Raw genomic sequence first — 20368 nt, forward strand, 5'->3', positions numbered from 1 at the left:
ACCGCTCTCATCCAATCGTCAACTAGACATTTCCAATCGAATAGGATTGCTCGGTCTCTTTACGAGTCCATTCGCCTCTCCGGCCCGCTGTCTTTTGCTATTTGCAGCCTGTGCTTTACGATTTTATATGGTTTTTCACATTCATCCGCTTGGATCGGGAGGGAATCGAAGCGTTTTATGTGATTTTTAGCATATATGCGGAAATTCATCTCGTATTTCTCTCCATATATGCTATTTTTCACATAAAATCGCCCAAATTGCCCATTATCGAGCCGCATGAATGTGAAATTTCGCATAAATTCCTGACATCCAGCAGTGGCGAGATATCGGGGAGGCACGGAGGCATCGGGGAAACACATGAGCATCAAGAACGGGGAGCAGCGGCTTCTAGCATGGAGACATCGAATAAGGACGGGACATCCAGCATGTGAGATCGGAGGCTTCCAGCACGGAGATATCGAGGGCACGAGGCATCCAGCGGCAGCGAGGCATCGGAGGGCACGGAACTGCCCAGCACCGGAGGGAATTCGAGGGCATCGGAGGCCGATGCTCAAGAAGAGCCTTCCCGATCGCCGGGGAGGCTCCCATCCTGCTTGCTATTCTCAATCGCCGTCCTGGTCTTACTTTGTTTCGCTATACCGGTCCCGCTTTGTTTCGCTATATCGGTCCCGCTTTGTTTCGCTATACCGGTCCCGCTATGTTCCGTTCTCTGCCCCTACTTTGTTTCGCCCTACCAGTCACCCTTCGTTCCGCTCGCCTACTCCTGGGCTTCCGGCTGCTTGATCTGGCCGCGCAGATAACCGTCGATGAACGGATCGAGGTCGCCGTCCATGACTGCCTGCACGTTGCCTGTCTCGACGCCGGTGCGGTGGTCCTTGACCATGCTGTACGGATGGAACACGTACGAGCGAATCTGGCTGCCCCACGCGATATCCTTCTGCTCGCCGCGGATGGCCGCCAGCTCCTGCTGCTGCTCCTGAATCTTCAGCTCGTAGAGCTTGGATTGGAGCATCTTCAGCGCCTGCTCGCGGTTCTGGATCTGCGAACGCTGCGTCTGGCACGCCACGACGATGCCAGTCGGGATGTGCGTCATCCGGATCGCGGAATCGGTCTTGTTGATGTGCTGACCGCCCGCGCCGCTGGCCCGGTAGGTGTCGACCCTGACGTCCTCCATCCGGATCTCGATCTGCACATCGTCCGGAATCTCGGGCACGACATCGCACGAGACGAACGACGTATGACGGCGGCCCGAAGCGTCGAACGGAGAGATTCGCACGAGGCGGTGAACGCCCTTCTCCGCCTTCAGGTAGCCGTAGGCGTTGTAGCCGCGCACCATGATCGTGACGCTCTTGATGCCCGCCTCGTCGCCCGGCAGGTAGTCGAGCAGCTCGACCTTGAAGCCGCGCTTCTCCGCCCAGCGGGTGTACATGCGGTACAGCATGGACGCCCAGTCCTGCGACTCGGTGCCGCCTGCGCCCGGATGAAGCTCCAGAATCGCGTGGGACTTGTCATACGGCTGGTTCAGCAGCAGGGTCAGCTCGAACGCGTCCACCTTGCTCGCCAGCCCGTTGACGTTCGAAGCCCATTCGGCCTCGAGCTCCGGGTCGCTCTCTTCCTCCAGAATCTCGAGCATCGCTTCGAGATCGTCAAGCTCGCCCGTCAGCGTGCCGAACTGATCGACGACGCTCTTGACGGCGTTCATCTCGGCGATGACGCCCTGCGCCTTGTCATTGTCGTCCCAGAAGTTCGGGTCCGACATCTTCACCTCATAATTCGCGATCATCTCCAGCTTGAGATCTAAGTCAAAGAGACCCCCTAAGTTGCTGGAGTCGCTTCGCGTTCTCGCGAAGATCTTGCTTAACCGACGTATCGGCGATTGCCATGTTGAACCACCTCTTGAGGGTAATGGGAGCGAACGCGGCGGAACGGCGCCGCCCGCTCGTTACACGAGCGTCGCGGCACCGTCCCGCCGTCATTCGGCATTATTGTGCGCGGCCAGGAAGCCGCGTTGTTGCTCTATTAGCTTATGCGTCCGTGGCACAGTTTGTACTTCTTGCCGCTGCCGCAAGGGCACGGATCGTTCCGGCCGATGTTCTCGACCTTCTTCGTCGGGCGCTTCGGACCGGCCTCCGCCTTCGTGTCGACGGCTTGGCCTTCCGCAACCGCTTCGCGCTTCACATTGCTCTCGACCTGCGCCTTCATGATGTAGAGCGTGATCTCTTCTTCGATCCGCTCGATCATGGAGAGGAACATGTTATGGCCTTCGAACTGATATTCGCGCAGCGGATCGTTGCCGCCGTATGCGCGCAGATGGATGCCTTGACGCAGGTGATCCATCGCGTCGATGTGGTCCATCCACTTGCTGTCGACCGCGCGCAGCACGACGACCTTCTCGAATTCGCGCATCGTCTCGGTGCCGATGCTCTCTTCCCGCTCATCGTAAAGCTTGTTGACGCGCTCAAGCAGCCACTCCACGAGCTCTTCCTTCTCCTTGCCCCAGATCTCTTCCTTCGAGACGCTCTCGGTCGGCAGGAAGTTCGTGTGAGCGTAAGCGACCAGCCCTTCCAGATCCCAATCCTCCGGAACGTCCTCGCCCGGACAGTGACGATCGACCGCCCGTTCGACGACGGACTTGATCATGCCGTTCACGATGTCGCGGATGTTCTCCGCATGGAGAATCTGACGGCGGTCGCCGTAGATCTTCTCGCGCTGCAGATTAATGACGTCGTCGTACTGGAGAACGACGCGGCGGGCGTCGAAGTTGCTGCCTTCGACCCGCTTCTGCGCGGACTCGATGGCGCGCGTGATGAGCTTGCTCTCGATCGGCGAGCTCTCGTCGAAGCCAAGCCGCTCCATCATGCCCATGATATTGTCGGCGCCGAACCGGCGCATCAATTCGTCTTCCATCGACAGATAGAACTGCGACGAGCCCGGGTCGCCTTGACGGCCCGCGCGTCCGCGCAACTGATTGTCGATCCGGCGGCTCTCATGGCGCTCGGTGCCGATAATATGAAGCCCGCCAAGCTCCGCGACGCCTTCGCCGAGGATGATGTCCGTACCGCGGCCCGCCATGTTCGTGGCGATCGTCACGGTTCCGTGCTGTCCCGCGCTGGAGATAATGGCCGCTTCCTCGGCATGATACTTGGCGTTCAGCACCTGGTGCTTGATGCCCTTCTTCTTCAGAATCTCCGAGACGCGCTCCGAATTCTCGATCGACACCGTGCCGACGAGGACCGGCTGGCCGGTCTGGTGCCGCTCCACGATCTCGTCGACAACCGCCTTGAACTTGCCGTTCTCCGACTTGTAGACGACGTCCGGGGAGTCCTGGCGGATGTTCGGCCGATTCGTCGGCACCTGAACAACCTCAAGGCCATAAATCCGCTTGAACTCTTCTTCCTCCGTCTTCGCCGTACCGGTCATGCCGGCCAGCTTGCGGTACATCCGGAAGTAGTTCTGGAACGTAATCGTGGCGAGGGTCATGCTCTCGTTCTGAACCTCGAGCCCTTCCTTCGCTTCGATCGCCTGATGCAGCCCGTCGCTGTAGCGGCGGCCGGCCATCAGACGCCCGGTGAACTCGTCGACGATGACGACGTCGTCTTCCTGAACGACATAGTCGACGTCCCGCTTCATAATGAAGCGGGCGCGGAGCGCCTGACTGATATGATGGTTCAGCGTCACGTTATCGTGGCCGAACAAATTCTCGATATTGAACGCACTCTCGGCCTTGCTGACCCCTTGGTCCGTGAGCGCTATGCTGCGCATTTTCACATCGATGGTAAAGTCCTCCGTCTCCTCCAGCTTCGCCACGAAGCGATCCGCCGCATAGTACAGCTGTGTGGACTTCTGGGCTTGTCCGGAGATAATAAGAGGAGTCCGCGCTTCGTCGATGAGGATGGAGTCCACTTCGTCGATGATCGCGAACTGAAGCGGGCGCTGCACCATCTGCTCCTTGTAGAGCACCATGTTGTCGCGCAGGTAGTCGAAGCCATATTCGTTGTTCGTGCCGTACGTAATATCGCAAGCGTAAGCCGCCTGCTTCTCTTCGTGGCTGAGTCCGTGAAGATTGCAGCCGACGGTCATGCCGAGGAAGTTGTACAACTGCCCCATCAACTGGCTGTCGCGCTGCGCCAGATAATCGTTGACGGTGACGACGTGCACGCCCTTGCCGGCGAGCGCGTTCAGATAGACCGGAAGCGTACCGACGAGCGTCTTGCCCTCGCCTGTCTTCATCTCGGCGATCTTGCCGGAATGAAGCACCATGCCGCCCAGCATCTGAACGTCGAAGTGACGCATCTTGAGCACACGCTTGGACGCCTCGCGAACGACCGCGAACGCCTCCGGCAGCAGATCGTCGAGATCCTCGTCCTTCTCCAGGCGGGCCCGGAATTCCTCCGTCTTGTCGCGGAGCTGCTCATCGGTCAATCCCGTTAAAGAAGATTCCAAACCGTTGATCTGTTCGACGGTCTTCATAAGCCGCTTGACTTCACGTTCGTTGGGATCTCCGAAAATTTTCTTCACTAATCCGAGCATAGTCTACCCCTTCCCTCTGTGCGGGTAAAGCCGTATCTACTTATTTTAACAGTAATATAGGGGGTGGGCAAGAAAGGCCGAGCGGCTGCCGGATATAGGCAATCGACCGGGGCCGCGCAAGGCAAAGGCCTGCGCCCGCAAGCCCCTCGCGGGAACTCGTCGGTTGCAGGCCTTGCTTCATCGCTATGGCGCCGGCAGGTGCCGGCAATCTATTCGGCGGACTCGATCAGCCCGTATCTTCCATCGCCGCGGCGGTAAACCACGTTCACCTCTTGAGTATCGACATTGGAGAAGACGTAGAAGTTATGTCCAACCATGTTCATCTGAAGAATCGCTTCCTCGACGTCCATGGGCTTCAGGTTAAATCGCTTCGTACGAACCAGTTCGTACTCGTCTTCCTCCTCGAAAGTGGCGAGCGCCGTGGCGCCTCGCGTTCCCGCTTCGGCTTCCTCCTTGAACAGGGCCCGGGAAGAACCGTCCTGACGGAACTTGCGGTTGACCTTCGTCTTGTGCTTGCGAATCTGCCGTTCCAGCTTGTCGGTGACCAGATCGATCGAGGCGTACATGTCCTCGCTCTTCACTTCGGCCCTCAGCAGAACGTTAGTCAAAGGAATCGTGACCTCGACGGCATGCATGCCCTTGATGGCGCTTAGCGTTACCTGCACGTCGGATAAGGGAGGTGCATCCAAATACCGATCCAGCCTGCTCAGCTTCTTCTCGACGTATTCCCGAAGAGCAAGAGTGACTTCCATGCGCTGACCACGAATGTTGTATTTCATAGGCTTAAACCTCCTTTGCTGAGTTCATCATACCACATCCGCTCAGGCCGAACCATTACATTCAGCTAATAAATTTGAATTATTTGAAAACTTGGCTCGAAAAGTGCAAATGCGAGAGAAAGCGGTTTCAGAGGCTAGGTCCAACGCGGGACAAAGAGGAAATGAGGAACAGGGAGCAGAGTCCTGCTCCTCTCCTGCGAATTAGACCGGAACAGCCAACAGCTCGCGAATATCCTCTTCCGACAGCGAAGACAACGAAGCCTCTCCCGATTGAATGACCTCGTTCGCGATATCCTTTTTCCTCTGCTGCAGCTCGTATATTTTCTCCTCGATTGTCCCTTGAGTTACCAACCGCATCACCTGCACGACCTTCTTCTGCCCGATTCGGTAGGCCCGATCCGCTGCCTGCTGCTCGACAGCCGGATTCCACCACAGATCGAACAGAATGACCGTGTCCGCGCCCGTCAGGTTGAGTCCGGTTCCGCCCGCCTTGAGCGAGATGAGGAAAATATCGTTCTCCCCCGAATTGAACCGGTCGCACAGTTGAAGCCGTTCCGCGGACGGCGTGCTGCCATCGAGGTAGAAGCATGGTCGGCCCGCTGCGGCCAGCTCGCCGCGAATCATCTCCAGCATGCTCGTGAACTGGGAGAAGATCAACAGCCTCCTGCCGTTGTCCAAGCACTCCTCGACCGTCTCGAGCAATTGCTCCAGCTTGCCGGACTCGCCCTTGTAATCCTCTACGAACAACGCCGGGTGACAGCAGATCTGACGCAGGCGGGTCAAGCCGGCGAGAATCTTCATTCGGCCTTGCTGGAAGCCGTTCGCCTGCAGCGTCTCCTCCGTCTCGGAGCGAAGCTTCTCCAGATAAGCCGCATAGATCTTCTTCTGAGAGACGGCAAGCTCGGAGTACAGAACGGATTCGATCTTCTCCGGAAGCTCCGTCAGCACCTCGCTCTTCATTCTTCTCAAGACGAAGGGACGAATAATTCTTGCTATCTTGTCGGGGGCCATCGCCGTGAACGCCTTCTCGCTCTCGAACAGCCCAGGGAATACGACGTCGAAGATCGACCACAGCTCCCCCAGCCGATTCTCGATCGGCGTGCCGGTCAGGGCGAAACGGCGCCCGGCGGTGACCCGTTTGAGCGTCTGGGCGGTCTGCGACGAGCGGTTCTTGAATGCCTGCGCCTCGTCCAGAATGAGGATGCCGAACGGCTTGCCCTCGTAGAATTCGATGTCCCGCCGAAGCAGCGGATACGAGGTGATGATCACATCGACAGCCGAATCGATGTCCTGCTCCAGCATCCCCTCCCGCTCCGCCTTCGCTCCCGCAACGACCGACGTCCGCAACTGCGGAGCGAACTTGCGAATCTCGCTCTCCCAGTTGTAGACGAGGGACGCCGGACAGACGACCAGAGACGGCCTTCGTTCGCCGGCTGCCGCTTGCTGCTCCTCCCTCTCCGACACCATGTAGGCAATGCTCTGAAGTGTTTTGCCCAAGCCCATGTCATCAGCCAGAATGCCCCCGAATCGGTAGAACGACAGCGTCTTGAGCCACTGGAAGCCTTCCTTCTGATAGTCGCGCAGAATCGCGCCGAGCGAATCCGGCAGCGGATGCTCGAGATCCGCCGGGTTCCGCATCCTCTCCAGCAATTGCCGGAGCTTGCTCCCCCACTTGATTCGCAAGGAACCGTGCCCCGGCTCCGTCCGATCCGACATTCGCAGTCCGCGGACGGCCGGAAGCTGGATGCGGCTTCCCTTGATCTCGGACTTGCGGATATCCATATCGCTCATCATACTGGCCGCTTCCCGGAATTCCTCCTGTTCCAGAGAGAGGAAGGCTCCGCTTGGCAGCCGGTAATACCGCCGCTTCTCCACCAGCGACTGCAGAATTCGGCGAATCTCCCGTTCATCGATTCCTTCCATGTCGAAGCGAATCTCGAGCCAATCATAGCTCGAATCCACATCCACGGAAGCTCGAGGACGTTGGCTCATCGGCTGAAGCAGCGTTCGTACGGCCGTCGTCGCGAACACCTCGGCCTGCTTCTCCCAGACGGGGATGCGGTTGTAGAGGAAGTCGTAGATATCGTCTTCGTTCGCCAATACGCGGTCGTCTGCCTCTCCTGCCCATGGACTCGCGTCAAGCAAAGCCGTCAGTTGCGCTTCCCGCTCCAGATTCCTCACCAGAACGATGTCCGAGGCTTCCGACGGCTCCTTCCTCCTCGTCCCCTTGCGGGTCTGAACAAGAATCTGCCCCCCGTAGTCGAACTCCAGTCTGGTATGCAGCGATTCGTCCTTATAGTCCAGATACAGCTTGGCCTTCAGCTCAGGCTGCACGATCCGTTCTTCCAGCGACTTCTCGATATGGACACGGCCCAGCTTCCGCAGGGAAGGAAGAGCCCGTTCCAGGAAGTCGCTCAGCTTGGCAGGCGGGATTACCACATCGGAACGCCGCTCCATCTCGAACCAGCTCTTGACCGCAGACAGATGGCGAAGCTCATCCGGGTTAACGGATACCAGCTTACCGTTCTCTACGGCCAGTCCGTATTCCGAGAGAAGCCCGATTCTATCGAGCCCTCTGGGCTTCACGGAATAGGCTTTCTTATTGGGTGCCTGCCCCACATCGAACGACAGGGAGAGCATCGACGGTTCTATTGACGGCAGGGGACCGCAGGATTGCCCGTCAATCTCAAGGGTGGCATTCACTTGGCCAAGCTTGTCCCGAAGCGCCTCCCACGAGCCCGGCGGCACGCGCAACACCCGGTGATTCTTGTTCGGGTCGTAGTAGTAAGATGCCCTTCCCCCGGTGAAGAACTCCTCACTGTGCCGTATCTGCGCGAGTGCCCGCAACACTTCTTCATCCTCTTCCCTGAACCGATGAAGGTTCGGGTTGAACGTGAACGACTTCGAGAACGGGTTAATCTCGCATTGCTCCATATTGTCCAGAAACTCCCGAATCTTCGGAACGACGTACAGCCGCTTCGGCCCCACCTTCAGCTCAATCTCAATCAGCGACGCATAGCGGTGCGACTCCAGAGTCGCCTTCACAATAAACTCGACCCCGATCACGGCCAACTCGTCTCCGTTCGCCGCAGTGGGCACCGCCCTCAAGCCACGTCCTCCGGAGGGGGCGAACAGTTGCAGGAACTGATTGGCATAGCGATTCTCCAGTTCCGCAGACCCCGGTATGGCCGACGCCGGCATTCCGCCGAACATGGGCATCGACAAAAAGCTGGACGATCGGCCAGCCTTCTTCTGAGACATCGTTTCACTGGCCAAGCCCGTATCCTGGTCAATCAGAGCCAGCATAACCGTCACGATGTGCGTGCATTCCGAGTCAACGTCGAACGCTGGACAGTTGCAATAGGTATCCACATACTCACCGTATTCGTCCCAATCCAGTTGTACATCGTACTTCTCTCCCAGGCTGCCCCGAACGATCGCTTCGCAATGACCGGAGTCCGTGGATCGTTCAAGCTTCAGGACATACCTGGCGTTGAAGTAGGCCCTCGCTTGCTGATAATCTTGATTATCGAACCGCTCTCTGACATCGGCTTGATCGAGGGGGAATTCGTAAACCATTCTGCTCATTCCTTTACGCAAGCTCTCTTATGCACCATTATAACAGGCTGCTTGTCGGAATGCAGACAAAATAAGCCCCGGATCGCTCCGAGGCTTGGGTGGCCGGCAAATCGTTACGTTAACCGGTTCTCTCTATTCCTTTATGACAAGGAGGCGCGATCGCGCCGATGATTACGATTACGCTCTAACGACGTTCGCTGCTTGCGGGCCTCTGGCGCCTTGCACAATGTCAAACTCAACGGATTGGCCCTCTTCGAGAGACTTGTATCCGTCCATCTGGATTGCGGAGAAGTGAACGAACACGTCGCCGCCTTGCTCAGTCTCAATGAATCCATAACCCTTCTCTGCATTGAACCATTTAACTTTACCTTGCATGTGCTGAACATTCCCTTCATTTTCAATTGACATAGGCGATTTGGCCTGGCCCACACCCCGAATATACCATTAGGGAAAGTTTGGTGTCAATGGGGAATTGTAAGCGGTGTCATTGAGCTTCGATTATTTGTCGAGTGTTCCTAATAGGACTGCAGTCTCCCTGACGGATCGGACAACGTATTCGACATCATCATTCGACATGGCTGGGAAAATAGGCAGAGACAACGCGGTACGGTAGTATCGTTCGGACTCCGGATACGCTTGCTCCGAGTAGCCTCGCTCGCTGTAATACGGCTGACGATAGATCGGGATATAATGAACCTGCACGCCGAGGTTGCGGTCCCGCAGCTCTGCGAACGCCCGGTCGCGTCCGCCCTCCAGGACCTCCCCGTCCCAGCGAAGGACGTACAGGTGCCAACTGGACTCCGCTGCGGCATGCTGCTTCGGGACGATCAATCCCGGAATATCCCGGAACGCAGCCGTATAGGCTTGGGCAATCTCCCGCCTGCGCTCGACGAAGCGATCCAGCTTGCCCATCTGGGAAGCGCCGAGCGCCGCCTGCAGATCGGTCATCCGGTAATTGTAGCCGAGCTCCTGCATCTCGTAATACCACGGACCATCGCAACGAGTCAGCTTCTCCGGATCGCGGGTCGTCCCGTGACTCCGGAACGCCTGCAGCCGGTCGCGATATTCCTCGCTGTCCGTCGCGATAACGCCGCCTTCTCCTGTCGTCACGTGCTTCACGGGGTGGAAGCTGAACATGGTCATGTCCGCCCAAGCCCCGACTTTTCTCCCGGCATAAGAAGCTCCCAGAGAGTGCGCCGCATCTTCGATCAAGACGAGACCGCGATCGCGCGCCAGCATGGAGAATCGCTCCATCTCGGCGGGCTGCCCTGTCAGATCGACAGGGATGATCGCCTTCGTCCGCGAAGTGATCGCCTTCTCGGCCGCATCCGGGTCCATGTTGTACGTATCCGGATCGATGTCCGCGAACACCGGAGTCCCGCCCTGGTAGAGAACACAGTTGCTGCTCGCCAGGAACGTCACCGGAGTCGTGATGACCTCATCGCCAGGCCCGATGCCCGCCGCGTAGCAAGCGCCATGCAGCGCAGCCGTGCCATTGCAGAATGCGACCGCGTATTTCGCTCCGACATAATCCGCTATTTTCCGCTCGAATCGCTCGATGGCCGGCCCTTGGGTTATATAGTCGCTCCGCAGAACGCTCACGACCGCCTGGATGTCATCTTCGTCAATGGACTGCTTGCCGTAAGGGAGCAGCGTCTCCCGCTTCGAAGTCGTCATGCACCGCACCTCAAATCAAGTTAGTCGTCCGAATCCAATCCTCGGTTCTCCGAATGCCTTCCTCCAGCGTCACTTGCGGCGCCCAGCCAAGCAATCTGTTCGCCTTCGAGGAATCGCACAGCAGCTTCGCAATCTCGCTCTGAGGGTGAATATGCTCGACATGCTCGATTCGGGATTGGTCTTCCATAATAAGTCCCGCCAACTCGTTGATGGAGATGTCGCGACCGAGTCCGGCATTGACGATATGACCGTTCACGGCATCCGAGTATCCGGCTTGAACGACAAAATTCGCGCAATCTTCGACATACAGCAAGTCCCGGGTCTGGGTTCCGTCTCCGTAGATTTTGACCCCTTGCCCATTGACCTTATTCTTGAGGAAAATCGCAACAACGCCGCCCTCGCCCCCTGTCTTCTGATAAGGACCGTACGTGTTGAAGGGGCGGATGACCACGGCAGGCAGACCGTACGCATAATAATAGGAGAGAACGATATTCTCTGCGGCGATCTTGCTCCCTGCATATGGCGAGGCCGGCTTGATCGGGTGGTGTTCCGCGATGCCGCCCTCCTCCGTGCAACGATCGTACACCATGCAGGTGCTCATAAACACGACCTTCGCGTTATGCTTGCGGCACTGTTCCATGATATAGAAGGTACCGACCGTGTCGTTGTTGAACGTCGTTCGGGGATCGTCGATGGAGTCCTGCACGTTGATCGAAGCTCCGAGGTGGTAGCAGATGTTAAACGAATGTTGGGTGAAAAGAGTATCGAGCAGCGGCTCGTCCAGGATCGATCCATGGATAAAGGAACGGAGGCCGGGGTGGCTTTGGAGCTCTTCGAGGTTCGCCTCTCGCCCATTGGACAAGTCATCGAGAATCCAGACGGCGTGTCCGTCGTTCAGCAGCTTCTTCGCCACCCAGCGGCCGATAAAACCTGCTCCTCCGGTAAGTAAGATGTTCATGTAGGTAGGTCTCTCCTTCATTATTCGCTCTGAATGTTCCGCATGGCTTCCAGAATCGGGTCGGAACGGTGAGCGGCATCCTGGCTGCGTGTTACTCGTTGCGCCTGCTCCGCCATTCGAATCAAATCGCCTGGGGAAGCTTGAGCTCTTCTTAGCAGGCCGGTATACGTCGCCGCATCGATGTTCCCGTGATGCCCGGCGTTCCATACCGCTCCGAGCCGTGCCGCCTCCTCCACGCTATCCCGTTGATTGTCCGCCGCGATGGCAACGGCGGAAGGCAGACCAAGGAAGCAGCGTTCCCACATCGCCACTCCGCCCGCCCCGAGAGCGAAGTCCGCCTCCGCGATCCGCTCCGCCATGTTCTCGACTTGAACGTGCAGCTTCAGGTTATGGAGCGCCTCGCATCGATTGCGAAGAGAAGCCAGCCGTGGATTCGATGCGCCGACGATCACCTCGACGTGGAACAGTCGGTCATCACCCATGCACTCGATCGCGGATAACGCCTTGCTCGTCTCTTCCGTCGGATCGGAGCCCCCGAAGAAGACAAGCAGCCGCCCCAGCTTCCCGTCCCGTTCGCGCCGATGCCGGGGCTCGTAGAAGTCCGGCCTGAGAAGCAGATAACGGGGGCCGAGCAGCTTAACGCACCTCTCCGGAACCAGACCGTCGTAACGGCTCTCCAGGTTGGGCAACACATTCTGGTCAAGAAGAAGATCGGCTTCGTGGCAACGGTTGGCCAGGTCGTCGATAACGAGCAAGCGCGGGCGTCCGCAACCTTCAAGAACGGCTTCTTCCCAGCGATAATCGAGGCCGTAATGATCGATTACAAGCCAATCCGGCGCGACTCCTTCCTCTTCCAGCACCGTTCGACAGTCCTCCGCATCCTTTTCCCAACTTGCTTCGGTTGTGGGTTCGTCCCCTGCCAGCCAGAGAACTCGATATCCTCGGGAAGCCAAGTAGCCGCCCATATGGCCTGCCAGAGGCTTGCAGAGGAAGAAGCATTCCGCCCCCTCCTTCGAGAGCCGGTCCGCAACAATCAAGCACCGCATCGTATGGCCGCTGCCGATCTCGCTCGAGGCGTCCGCCCGGAACACCACTCTTGGTACGCCCATATGCTAGACCACCGGCTTCTGTTCGATATGAGAATTCAGCTTGGCAACCTCGGGATGGCGATTCAAGTAGTCCACGACCGCCTGCGAAGGAACGAGCTTGTCCCCGGAGAAGGCTTCCGCCACGGCTTGGCATAACGCATAGTCTTCCTCGGTATCCAACGTGATTCTTAGCTCAGGATATTGAAGCGCCTTGGGAACAGGCACCTCTGTCGTCGGATAGCCCTCCGGGAACTCCTTCGCATAATAGGTCACATGCTCGCGGTGCCTCGGTTCCTGCCCCTCCGCATCCATTCGAAGCAGGGCATCGTAGGAGACGAGCTCGACAACCAGCCCTCTGGGGATATCCCCCGACCACACGATGGCGTCGGACGGCTGATTAGCCATCGCCGACAGGAATTTGTCCGCAAGATGATAATCGACGAAGGGGCAATCTCCGGTTACCCGCATGACATAGTCGGGCTTATACGGCTTCGCGGCCTCCACGTACCGACTCAGCACGTCATCCTCGGAGCCCCGGTAACAGGACACTCCCTGCTCCGCACACCAATGTTCAATTGGATCGTCCTGAGGCAGACGCGACGTCGCCACAACGACATCCAGCGTAGCCTGAACTTGGCGGCAACGTGAGACGACGTAATCCATTACCGTCGAGTCGCCCAAGGGCATCAGCACCTTGCCGGGCAGACGCGAGGAGCCCATTCGGGCTTGTATGATGATTAGGGTGGTCATGGGGGTTCACCTGATCTTGTGTTATTTCACTAATCAAACAAACTGGTTTCCTTCCAATACGTACGGTTCCCTATATACTCGGAATGGAGAAATGAATAGGGGAATGTCTTTCCAACGTGTGCTTTATCCCATGCAATATCCTTCTTGATCATTTTCGCTGGCGTTCCAACTGCTATACAATTATTGGGAATATTCCCCTTTACCAAACTGCTGTGCCCAATAACGCTTCCCTCGCCAATTGAGCATCCGGACAATAAGGTAACCGAGTAGGCTAACCACACATGATGGCCAATTTCTATGGACCTGGCTGGATTTATTCGCTGCCCATCATGAACACTGAAGATAGGATGGCTATCGTGAGTTCGAATTTGAACGCCTGTGGCGAACATGCAATCGTCCCCGATTGTTACCTTTGTTTCTTCTGCGGTCATAATCAAACAATCGGCTGTTACAAAAAGATCACATCCGATTCTGACTTCACACCCGTTCCCAATATTAATTAACCCTCGGTATAGAGACCTCGGCCCAATTGATAAGTATCCATTATTTGCTTCAAATCGAATCGTGCATTTCTCTAATTTCACCCCATTCGCTATTTCTAATCGATTGTTTTTGCCTTTAAAAATAACCTTGCTATCTGCTCCTTGAAATTTCCCTGAAATGGAGTTGTTTAATTCATCCGAGTAATCTTCAGCAGAGGAGAGTGAGATTATAGGGAATTTACAGAAATAATAATAGTTCTCGTCACTGTCATATCCGAATTGCTGCAACTTCTTCTCAATCCTCGAGTCAAACTTCGTCGTTGCTACAAAAATAAAATAATCACTACTATTGTTTAATAAAGTGTCCGGCAAAAAAATAGGAATTCCTTCGTATGCCTGTCCCGCCTTTTCATTATCTGAATCTAGAAAATAGGAGACACGAAACCCGAGTTCCTCTATTATTAACGACAGTTGTTTACCATGTGTTCCAACACCCCAAATGACAATCCGCTTATCACTTAGTTTATTCTCATTCTTCATACTTAAAATTTTATTTATCATTTGGTTTCTATTCACATTTAATATCCTCCCGATGATTTGGCAATCGCAACATCATTGCGAGCAGATAAGTGCGATCACACATACATTCTAGAGCATGTACCAATCGAGGGCCGTTCCCGCCTTTATATCACATGAAGCCTCCCGCCCTAACACAAGTTCATAGTACTTGGGAGCCAGACCCGATCCGGGACGAATAGCGCGAACATTATCTGGCGTAAATGCCTCCCCTTTATTGACATCCTTCACAACATAAAGGGATCGGCGATGCTTCATGGATGGCTTCTCATCGTTGGTAGGTCCATACTGCACCTTCCCCAAGCTCTGCCAAGCCTTCTCCGACTCCTCCACCAGCAGCTTCATCTCCTGAGGCTCCATCGAGAATACGGAGTCCACTCCGCCTTCCGCACGAGAGAGAGTGAAGTGCTTCTCGATGACGGTGCCTCCGAGAGCGACACTGGCTATACTCACGCCGATCCCCATCGTGTGATCCGAGATGCCTACTTGGCAGTCGAAAAGCTGGCTAAGATGAGGCATTGTGTGCAGATTCGAATTGGCTGGAGATGCCGGGTACGTACTCGTACACTTGAGCAACACCAGATTCTCGCAACCGGCTTCGCGTGCCGCTCGTACAGTCTCATCCAACTCGGCAATGGACGCCATCCCCGTGGAGATGATGAGGGGCTTCCCTGTGCGCGCAGCCTTGCGAATCAAAGGAAGGTCTGTGTTCTCGAACGAAGCTATCTTGTACGCCGGCGCATCCAACGACTCCAGGAAGTCCACCGCCGTCTCATCAAACGGCGTGCTGAACGGAATGATCCCTCTCTCCCGGCACCGCTTGAAGATCGCCTCATGCCACTCCCAAGGCGTATATGCCAACTGATAGAGCTTGTATAAGGAAGCTCCCTTCCACAGGTTCGAAGGGTCATCGATGAAGAAGTCTCCCTCGTCAATATCGAGCGTCATCGTATCCGCGGTATACGTCTGCAGCTTCAGCGCATCCACGCCCGCATCCGCCGCCACATCGACAATCGCCAGCGCTCGTTCAAGGGATTGATTGTGATTGCCGGACATCTCGGCGATTATGAAGGGCTTGTGAGCGGGGCCGATCCATCGACCGGAGATTTGAAATTTTTGAGACATGATTGTTCTCCTCTCAGGATTAACGCTTTACCGCGAACATGAAGACGGAACGGCCCATTTCGATTTCAGCAAGTGACTCATACAGCTTGGTCAATTTGTTCCAGCGCCCGGTCTTCGCGAACGCCTGTTGGAACTGCTTTACGAATGGGTTAACAAGTTTCTTCGCATCCTCATCCGCATAATAATTCTGCCCTCCAAGGAGCAAGAACTCCAGAGGAAAATTAGTGGTCCGATACTTTTCTTCGAACCCACATCTGCGAAGTAAACCGCTCAACGAAGAGAAAGAAAAATAATTGATATGATCTGGGCGAACTACCCAGCGGAGCTTCTCCTGATAATATTCCTGATAGGCCATTTGGCCAGCGCTGAAGTCATTGGGAACGCAAACTCGGATAATTCCTCCGGGAGCCATTGCCTCATAGACTTGCGTGAGAAGATCGATTGGATTGGCAATATGCTCGAGAACAAACTGAATGTTTACGAATGAGATATCTCTTAAGCCAATTCCCTTAAGCTCATCGGCAAATCTTTCATAAACTGTAATACCGAACTTTCGAAGATAGGCTGCCGCATCTTGATTCGGCTCTATCACGTTAGCTTGCCAGTTATGGTTGGCGAAAAAACGACTAAGCAAATCATTGCCGCAGCCGATATCCAGCATGCTTAGCGGTTCGGCATTCCCTTGCGGCAGCAGCTTGGAGACACGGTTATAAATTCCTCTGTAAGTACCGTTCTTCGGAATGCGGCCTAACTTCTCAGCCACGAACTGCTCGTCAACCGCCTCATAACGGAATGGCTTAACCTCCGTAAAATACTTCTTGCTGTAAAAGTCCAGCAAGTCCTCCTTGGTCGGAATCGGATCGACATGAATAAACCCGCAACTCTTGCAGTCGATAATCCGGGTCCCTTCCTCTTCCCAGAAGCGTTCATATTCATGGCTGACTCGGACTTCGCTCATCGCTTATAATCTCCAATCTATCAGGCACTCTACCGCGCTCACTTCGAAAGTTGGAATACCAATATTCTCAGCAACGCTTCTCCTCTCGGAGTAAGCATCGTCGATGAAGATAGCCCTCTCCTTCTTCATATATCGGAATTTCTCATCGGAATGTTTGAGCCAAATGATGGAGTCGAACAACGAAGATAATTTGAATTTCTCCAAGGTGGTGTGCAAATCGTGACGATGCTTTGTAATGAGGTGTACCCTCTTCCCCCGATTGCGGCACTGGAAGAGAAAGGACATCATCATCTCGTTCACTTGGTCCCTAATGATAATCGTCTCGTCCAAATCGAAATAAACATCATCGTAGTCGTAATGTACCTGGCATCTCAGTTGTTGAACCGAATAGGAGCTTATATCGATATCCGTCTCCCTGACTTCAATGTCATGCCCCATATGATCGAATAAGCTAAGAGCGGCTAGATTAACCCCCTTGCTACGGCAAACAGCCATTTGTGGGGAGATGCCTAGAGTGATATGCACTTCCCCCATTTTAATAGAAAAAGACCAAACACCTCTAAGGGCAATCTTTGAGTTAATGATAGTTGCCAATTCAGTCACTAATTCTGGTGAAGAGAAATTATCGTCGCGTGCAAATTTTAAACAGCCATGTCTATCGCTCAAACAAGAAGCCGAAAGAATCTCGACATCGGGATTCTCCTCCAATATATTTTTAACTATGTCGAATATTTGAATTGGAGAACGGCAAAGTTTAATTACATCTTCTGGCGAGCTTACAACAATAGCCGGAATTGAACATTGATGATGGGCAAAGCAACTCATTGCTTCCATGCTAGCAGGATAAATCATATCGATCTCGTAACGGTCAATTGCCTGCTTTATTTTCTCAATATCTTCTTCGTTATATAAATTAAATTCTCCGAGATAATTTTTATAAATGAGATCCCCTTGAGATCGCATTCCTAATTCATCCGCGCCCCACAGCCGAAAGTGCACAATACGCCCGAGAGCTCTATTTAACTCAATGCCTCCTCTCCCGCTGCAGGGAATTACCAATACATTCTTCATATGTTGCCCATTCCTTTGTCGCTTACGAAGATAGCGTCATCGTATCTAAGCATTTTTAATCCGACCTGATACGGATGCAGAACTTCCAATTGTTGCTCATAGTCTCCTCCTAGAAAATCCGCATAGGGGATTCCCGCTTCCATCGTAAGAGGTACCCCCCCACCAAATCTTGGGTTAATCTCAATAAAGTAGAATTGTCCCGTTACATTATCTTTTATCCCCTGAATAGTCGCAGGACCGTTAATCCTCAACTTATTAAGCAACTTAATTGTAAGTCTTGTAATTGCTTCATCCTTAACCGTTACCGACTTGCTAACCTCCCCTGAACGAACTTCAAGGCGTAGTCGAGGCACCACAGAGAGAACCCGACCTTCTTTCGTAATAAAGACATCAATGCTGTATTCTTGGCCTGGAATATACCTCTGATAAATAGGATTGGATACCTTGTTCGAAAAATAATGAACCTCGTTGGAATCGACAATGTGGACATCCTTGCCTCCCATTCCAGTACGCGGCTTAATGACCCACTTTGTCTTTGCATCGATTTGCTCTAGTTTTTTAAATGTCTCCGGAGTAGGAATCCCGGCCTTTATGAAAAATTGAGCCAGTTTATATTTGTCGAGACAAATATTCAATGATTCCTCGTCTGACAAAACTAAATTTGCTCCATATTGAGCAAATTCCTCTTTTCGTTTAGCAAGTTCGAGCATCTCAGGCTCGAATAGCGGAATGACATAGTTAACAACATTCGTTCGGCAAATAGTAATCAAGCTGTCATAATAATTGGGCTCATCACACCGCGGAACCTTGAAAAGAGAGTTAATGACTCCCTGCCCGGCACAATCCTCTGGATTAGAATCAGTGCCGTATACTATCCATCCATTGTCAATAAAGTGTCTTGCAAGCTGGACTCTTCTACCTATTGTTGTAAAAAGAACACTTGGGGCCATGGCATCCCATCCTAATTTTTAGTTTGAACTTGATTTCAGGCAATCTAATACTTGGCGAAACTTCACGATGCTATTTTGAGTCCTGTTTGTTAAGCTTAAACTTTCTTCGATCTTGTTCCAGTCCTCCTCATCGATTCCATAATCCCCATAACGATGAGAAACTCCAATTTCATTTAACATGCCTCTTAATACATTCGACGGCGCTTCTCCGAATATATCCAATAGATCGTTATCCACTTCTTCACTTCGTCCCTTAACAGCATCTGCTATGGCTGGCAAAGTAAAGCTGCTTGCGATCCCGTGCGGAATCCCCCGCTCTAGAGTCATGTAATAGGACATTGCATGTGCAATTGAAGTTTGAGTATTAGAAAAAGCAAGCGCCGCTTGCATAGAGGCAAACATCATTTCCTGCCGATAAAATGAATCATTGTTGTATCGGATAAGTTTGGGGAGCGTGACAATTATTCGCTTAGCCGCTGAAACTGCATATTGTCTGGTTATAGGATTCGCATTGATGTTCCAGATCGACTCTAGCGCATGCGATAATGCATCCAATCCTGATTGAATAGTAATATTCATTGGAATGGAATAGGTCATCTCAGGATCGCAAATACAAGTTTTGAACCATAAGTTTTTTAAGTGAAGGGAATACTTTTTTCTGTTTGCATCATCCCAGACAGTGGCCCACGGGGTCAATTCGCTCCCGGAACCAGCAGTTGTTGGCACGCCTATTATAGGAGTGATTTTGTCGTCTGCAACCTTCCCCGAAGCATATTTAATTAGATCCTCCGTGTATTCCCACCCCTTCGTTTGAAGGGATAATACTTTTGCGGTATCCATAACACTCCCTCCGCCAAGGGCAACAATTAGATCAAAATCAACATTTTTTATTGTCTCGTACTGATAGTTCAGTTGTGACAGTGTAGGATTGGGACGTACATTATCCAGAATGTATTCAAACTGGTTAGTCTCGCCAAGCTTATCAATAATCCCCCGCTCTCTAAAACCATGAGAGGTTATTAACAACACCTTTTTATCTTTTGTATAGCGATTCAGTTCACCGATTCTTCCGTTTCCAAAAACAATTTCAACAGGATTGCTGTAATTAAAGGTTTTCGTCATAAAACATTTCCTTCGCTTTTTCGTAATCGCTTAAAAAATCAATTTCGATCCATGGTTGACCTTTAGTGGGAGTACAATGTACAGAATAACCATTTAAGACCATTTTGGTAAATGCATGAGTATCATAGTAACTTATGCCTTCTGTATACATGATGCCCTCGATAACATTAAAGAGAGCATTAACATTTCTTATATAAGCAATCCCAGTCCATTCTCCTGCTGATTCCGACTGAACAATTTGTTTATTGGATTCAATTAAACAATTGTCGCTGTTGACTTTCACTTTCATAGCTTCTTCATCAACAGGACCGTAATCTGTTACAAGATCGATATCATACTGTGTTTCTCGATAAGAATTAAGTACGTTTTTTATAATGCTCTCATCGTAAACAATATCGCCATGTAAATATAAAAAAGGATCATTATCAATAAAAGCAGATGCAAACCATAAAGACCCCATATTGTTACACTCTCTATAGAAAGGATTAAATATATAGTCAATGTCTGCTCCCAAGGACTTAATTATTTGTTCCTTTTTATACCCCACAACTACCGCTATCTTCGTTATTCCATTTCTTTTCAGTATGTCTATTGATCGCTCAAGAAGTGCTTCGCCATTTAAAGAGAGCAGACCTTTAGGCTGCTCCAATGTAAGGGGATATAAACGACTGGATAGACCAGCAGCAACAATCACGGCTTTCCTTATCATTGCTATCATTCCTC

Annotated in this window: 16 protein-coding genes; all 16 read right to left on the reverse strand. The window is 53.0% G+C overall.

Features of this window, described 5'->3' with window-relative positions; genetic code table 11:
- Window positions 1-757: 757 nt before the first annotated feature.
- The 16 genes from prfB to E6C55_RS09890 all read right to left on the reverse strand — a co-directional run bounded on the left by prfB (window position 758) and on the right by E6C55_RS09890 (window position 20354).
- Window positions 758-1883 (reverse strand): peptide chain release factor 2 gene (gene prfB, locus E6C55_RS09815; RefSeq protein ID WP_230986623.1). Its coding sequence is split into 2 segments (ribosomal slippage): window positions 758-1804 and window positions 1806-1883, totalling 1125 coding nucleotides; the frame shifts between segments, so codons are not numbered across the junction.
- Window positions 1884-2019: 136 nt separating this feature from the next.
- A complete protein-coding gene (gene secA / locus E6C55_RS09820) occupies window positions 2020-4530 on the reverse strand; it encodes a preprotein translocase subunit SecA (protein ID WP_136369611.1) in 2511 nt (836 codons plus the stop codon).
- 209 nt (window positions 4531-4739) lie between these two features.
- Window positions 4740-5309 carry a ribosome hibernation-promoting factor, HPF/YfiA family gene (gene hpf, locus E6C55_RS09825; protein ID WP_136369612.1) on the reverse strand — a complete coding sequence of 190 codons (570 nt, stop codon included), beginning with the start codon at window positions 5307-5309 and terminating at the stop codon, window positions 4740-4742.
- A 201-nt stretch (window positions 5310-5510) separates the two neighbouring features.
- Complete coding sequence (locus tag E6C55_RS09830; protein ID WP_136369613.1) at window positions 5511-8897, reverse strand: DEAD/DEAH box helicase; 3387 nt, start codon at window positions 8895-8897, stop codon at window positions 5511-5513.
- Window positions 8898-9065: 168 nt separating this feature from the next.
- A complete protein-coding gene (locus E6C55_RS09835) occupies window positions 9066-9263 on the reverse strand; it encodes a cold shock domain-containing protein (RefSeq protein ID WP_136369614.1) in 198 nt (65 codons plus the stop codon).
- Window positions 9264-9386: 123 nt separating this feature from the next.
- Window positions 9387-10565, reverse strand: a complete 1179-nt coding sequence (gene pseC / locus E6C55_RS09840; RefSeq protein WP_136369615.1) for a UDP-4-amino-4,6-dideoxy-N-acetyl-beta-L-altrosamine transaminase — start codon at window positions 10563-10565, stop codon at window positions 9387-9389.
- 10 nt (window positions 10566-10575) lie between these two features.
- Entirely contained in the window at window positions 10576-11523 is a 948-nt protein-coding gene (locus E6C55_RS09845) for a dTDP-glucose 4,6-dehydratase (RefSeq protein WP_136369616.1), read from the reverse strand.
- Window positions 11524-11543: 20 nt separating this feature from the next.
- Window positions 11544-12632: a UDP-2,4-diacetamido-2,4,6-trideoxy-beta-L-altropyranose hydrolase gene (gene pseG / locus E6C55_RS09850; RefSeq protein WP_136369617.1), complete on the reverse strand. Its 1089-nt coding sequence runs from the start codon at window positions 12630-12632 to the stop codon at window positions 11544-11546.
- 3 nt (window positions 12633-12635) lie between these two features.
- Window positions 12636-13361 (reverse strand): cytidylyltransferase domain-containing protein, encoded by a 726-nt coding sequence (locus tag E6C55_RS09855; protein ID WP_136369618.1) that lies wholly within the window; start codon window positions 13359-13361, stop codon window positions 12636-12638.
- A 29-nt stretch (window positions 13362-13390) separates the two neighbouring features.
- Window positions 13391-14419: an acyltransferase gene (locus E6C55_RS09860; RefSeq protein ID WP_136369619.1), complete on the reverse strand. Its 1029-nt coding sequence runs from the start codon at window positions 14417-14419 to the stop codon at window positions 13391-13393.
- A 72-nt stretch (window positions 14420-14491) separates the two neighbouring features.
- Window positions 14492-15544 carry a pseudaminic acid synthase gene (gene pseI, locus E6C55_RS09865; RefSeq protein WP_136369620.1) on the reverse strand — a complete coding sequence of 351 codons (1053 nt, stop codon included), beginning with the start codon at window positions 15542-15544 and terminating at the stop codon, window positions 14492-14494.
- 19 nt (window positions 15545-15563) lie between these two features.
- Window positions 15564-16502, reverse strand: a complete 939-nt coding sequence (locus E6C55_RS09870) for a class I SAM-dependent methyltransferase (protein ID WP_136369621.1) — start codon at window positions 16500-16502, stop codon at window positions 15564-15566.
- Between the two features lie 3 nt (window positions 16503-16505).
- Window positions 16506-17573 (reverse strand): HAD family hydrolase, encoded by a 1068-nt coding sequence (locus E6C55_RS09875; protein ID WP_136369622.1) that lies wholly within the window; start codon window positions 17571-17573, stop codon window positions 16506-16508.
- Window positions 17570-18523 carry an ATP-grasp domain-containing protein gene (locus E6C55_RS09880; RefSeq protein WP_136369623.1) on the reverse strand — a complete coding sequence of 318 codons (954 nt, stop codon included), beginning with the start codon at window positions 18521-18523 and terminating at the stop codon, window positions 17570-17572. Before E6C55_RS09880 ends, E6C55_RS09875 begins: the two co-directional genes overlap by 4 nt.
- 18 nt (window positions 18524-18541) lie before the next feature.
- Window positions 18542-19645, reverse strand: coding sequence for a phosphonoacetaldehyde reductase (locus tag E6C55_RS09885; protein ID WP_136369624.1), 1104 nt, complete (start codon window positions 19643-19645; stop codon window positions 18542-18544).
- The gene (locus tag E6C55_RS09890) at window positions 19629-20354 is read right to left on the reverse strand and encodes a phosphocholine cytidylyltransferase family protein (protein ID WP_168735558.1); all 726 of its coding nucleotides are present in this window, start codon (window positions 20352-20354) and stop codon (window positions 19629-19631) included. Before E6C55_RS09890 ends, E6C55_RS09885 begins: the two co-directional genes overlap by 17 nt.
- Window positions 20355-20368: the final 14 nt, after the last annotated feature.

Origin of the sequence: Cohnella fermenti, assembly GCF_004801405.1 — a bacterium.
In the GTDB taxonomy this organism is placed as follows: domain Bacteria; phylum Bacillota; class Bacilli; order Paenibacillales; family Paenibacillaceae; genus Cohnella; species Cohnella fermenti.

Bases quoted from the DNA above. Each gene is read 5' to 3' on its own strand.
- secA (WP_136369611.1), bottom strand. From the start codon at position 4,530: ATGCTCGGATTAGTGAAGAAAATTTTCGGAGATCCCAACGAACGTGAA.
- hpf (WP_136369612.1), bottom strand. From the start codon at position 5,309: ATGAAATACAACATTCGTGGTCAGCGCATGGAAGTCACTCTTGCTCTT.
- E6C55_RS09830 (WP_136369613.1), bottom strand. From the start codon at position 8,897: ATGAGCAGAATGGTTTACGAATTCCCCCTCGATCAAGCCGATGTCAGA.
- E6C55_RS09835 (WP_136369614.1), bottom strand. From the start codon at position 9,263: ATGCAAGGTAAAGTTAAATGGTTCAATGCAGAGAAGGGTTATGGATTC.
- pseC (WP_136369615.1), bottom strand. From the start codon at position 10,565: ATGACGACTTCGAAGCGGGAGACGCTGCTCCCTTACGGCAAGCAGTCC.
- E6C55_RS09845 (WP_136369616.1), bottom strand. From the start codon at position 11,523: ATGAACATCTTACTTACCGGAGGAGCAGGTTTTATCGGCCGCTGGGTG.
- pseG (WP_136369617.1), bottom strand. From the start codon at position 12,632: ATGGGCGTACCAAGAGTGGTGTTCCGGGCGGACGCCTCGAGCGAGATC.
- E6C55_RS09855 (WP_136369618.1), bottom strand. From the start codon at position 13,361: ATGACCACCCTAATCATCATACAAGCCCGAATGGGCTCCTCGCGTCTG.
- pseI (WP_136369620.1), bottom strand. From the start codon at position 15,544: ATGTCTCAAAAATTTCAAATCTCCGGTCGATGGATCGGCCCCGCTCAC.
- E6C55_RS09870 (WP_136369621.1), bottom strand. From the start codon at position 16,502: ATGAGCGAAGTCCGAGTCAGCCATGAATATGAACGCTTCTGGGAAGAG.
- E6C55_RS09875 (WP_136369622.1), bottom strand. From the start codon at position 17,573: ATGAAGAATGTATTGGTAATTCCCTGCAGCGGGAGAGGAGGCATTGAG.
- E6C55_RS09880 (WP_136369623.1), bottom strand. From the start codon at position 18,523: ATGGCCCCAAGTGTTCTTTTTACAACAATAGGTAGAAGAGTCCAGCTT.
- E6C55_RS09885 (WP_136369624.1), bottom strand. From the start codon at position 19,645: ATGACGAAAACCTTTAATTACAGCAATCCTGTTGAAATTGTTTTTGGA.
- E6C55_RS09890 (WP_168735558.1), bottom strand. From the start codon at position 20,354: ATGATAAGGAAAGCCGTGATTGTTGCTGCTGGTCTATCCAGTCGTTTA.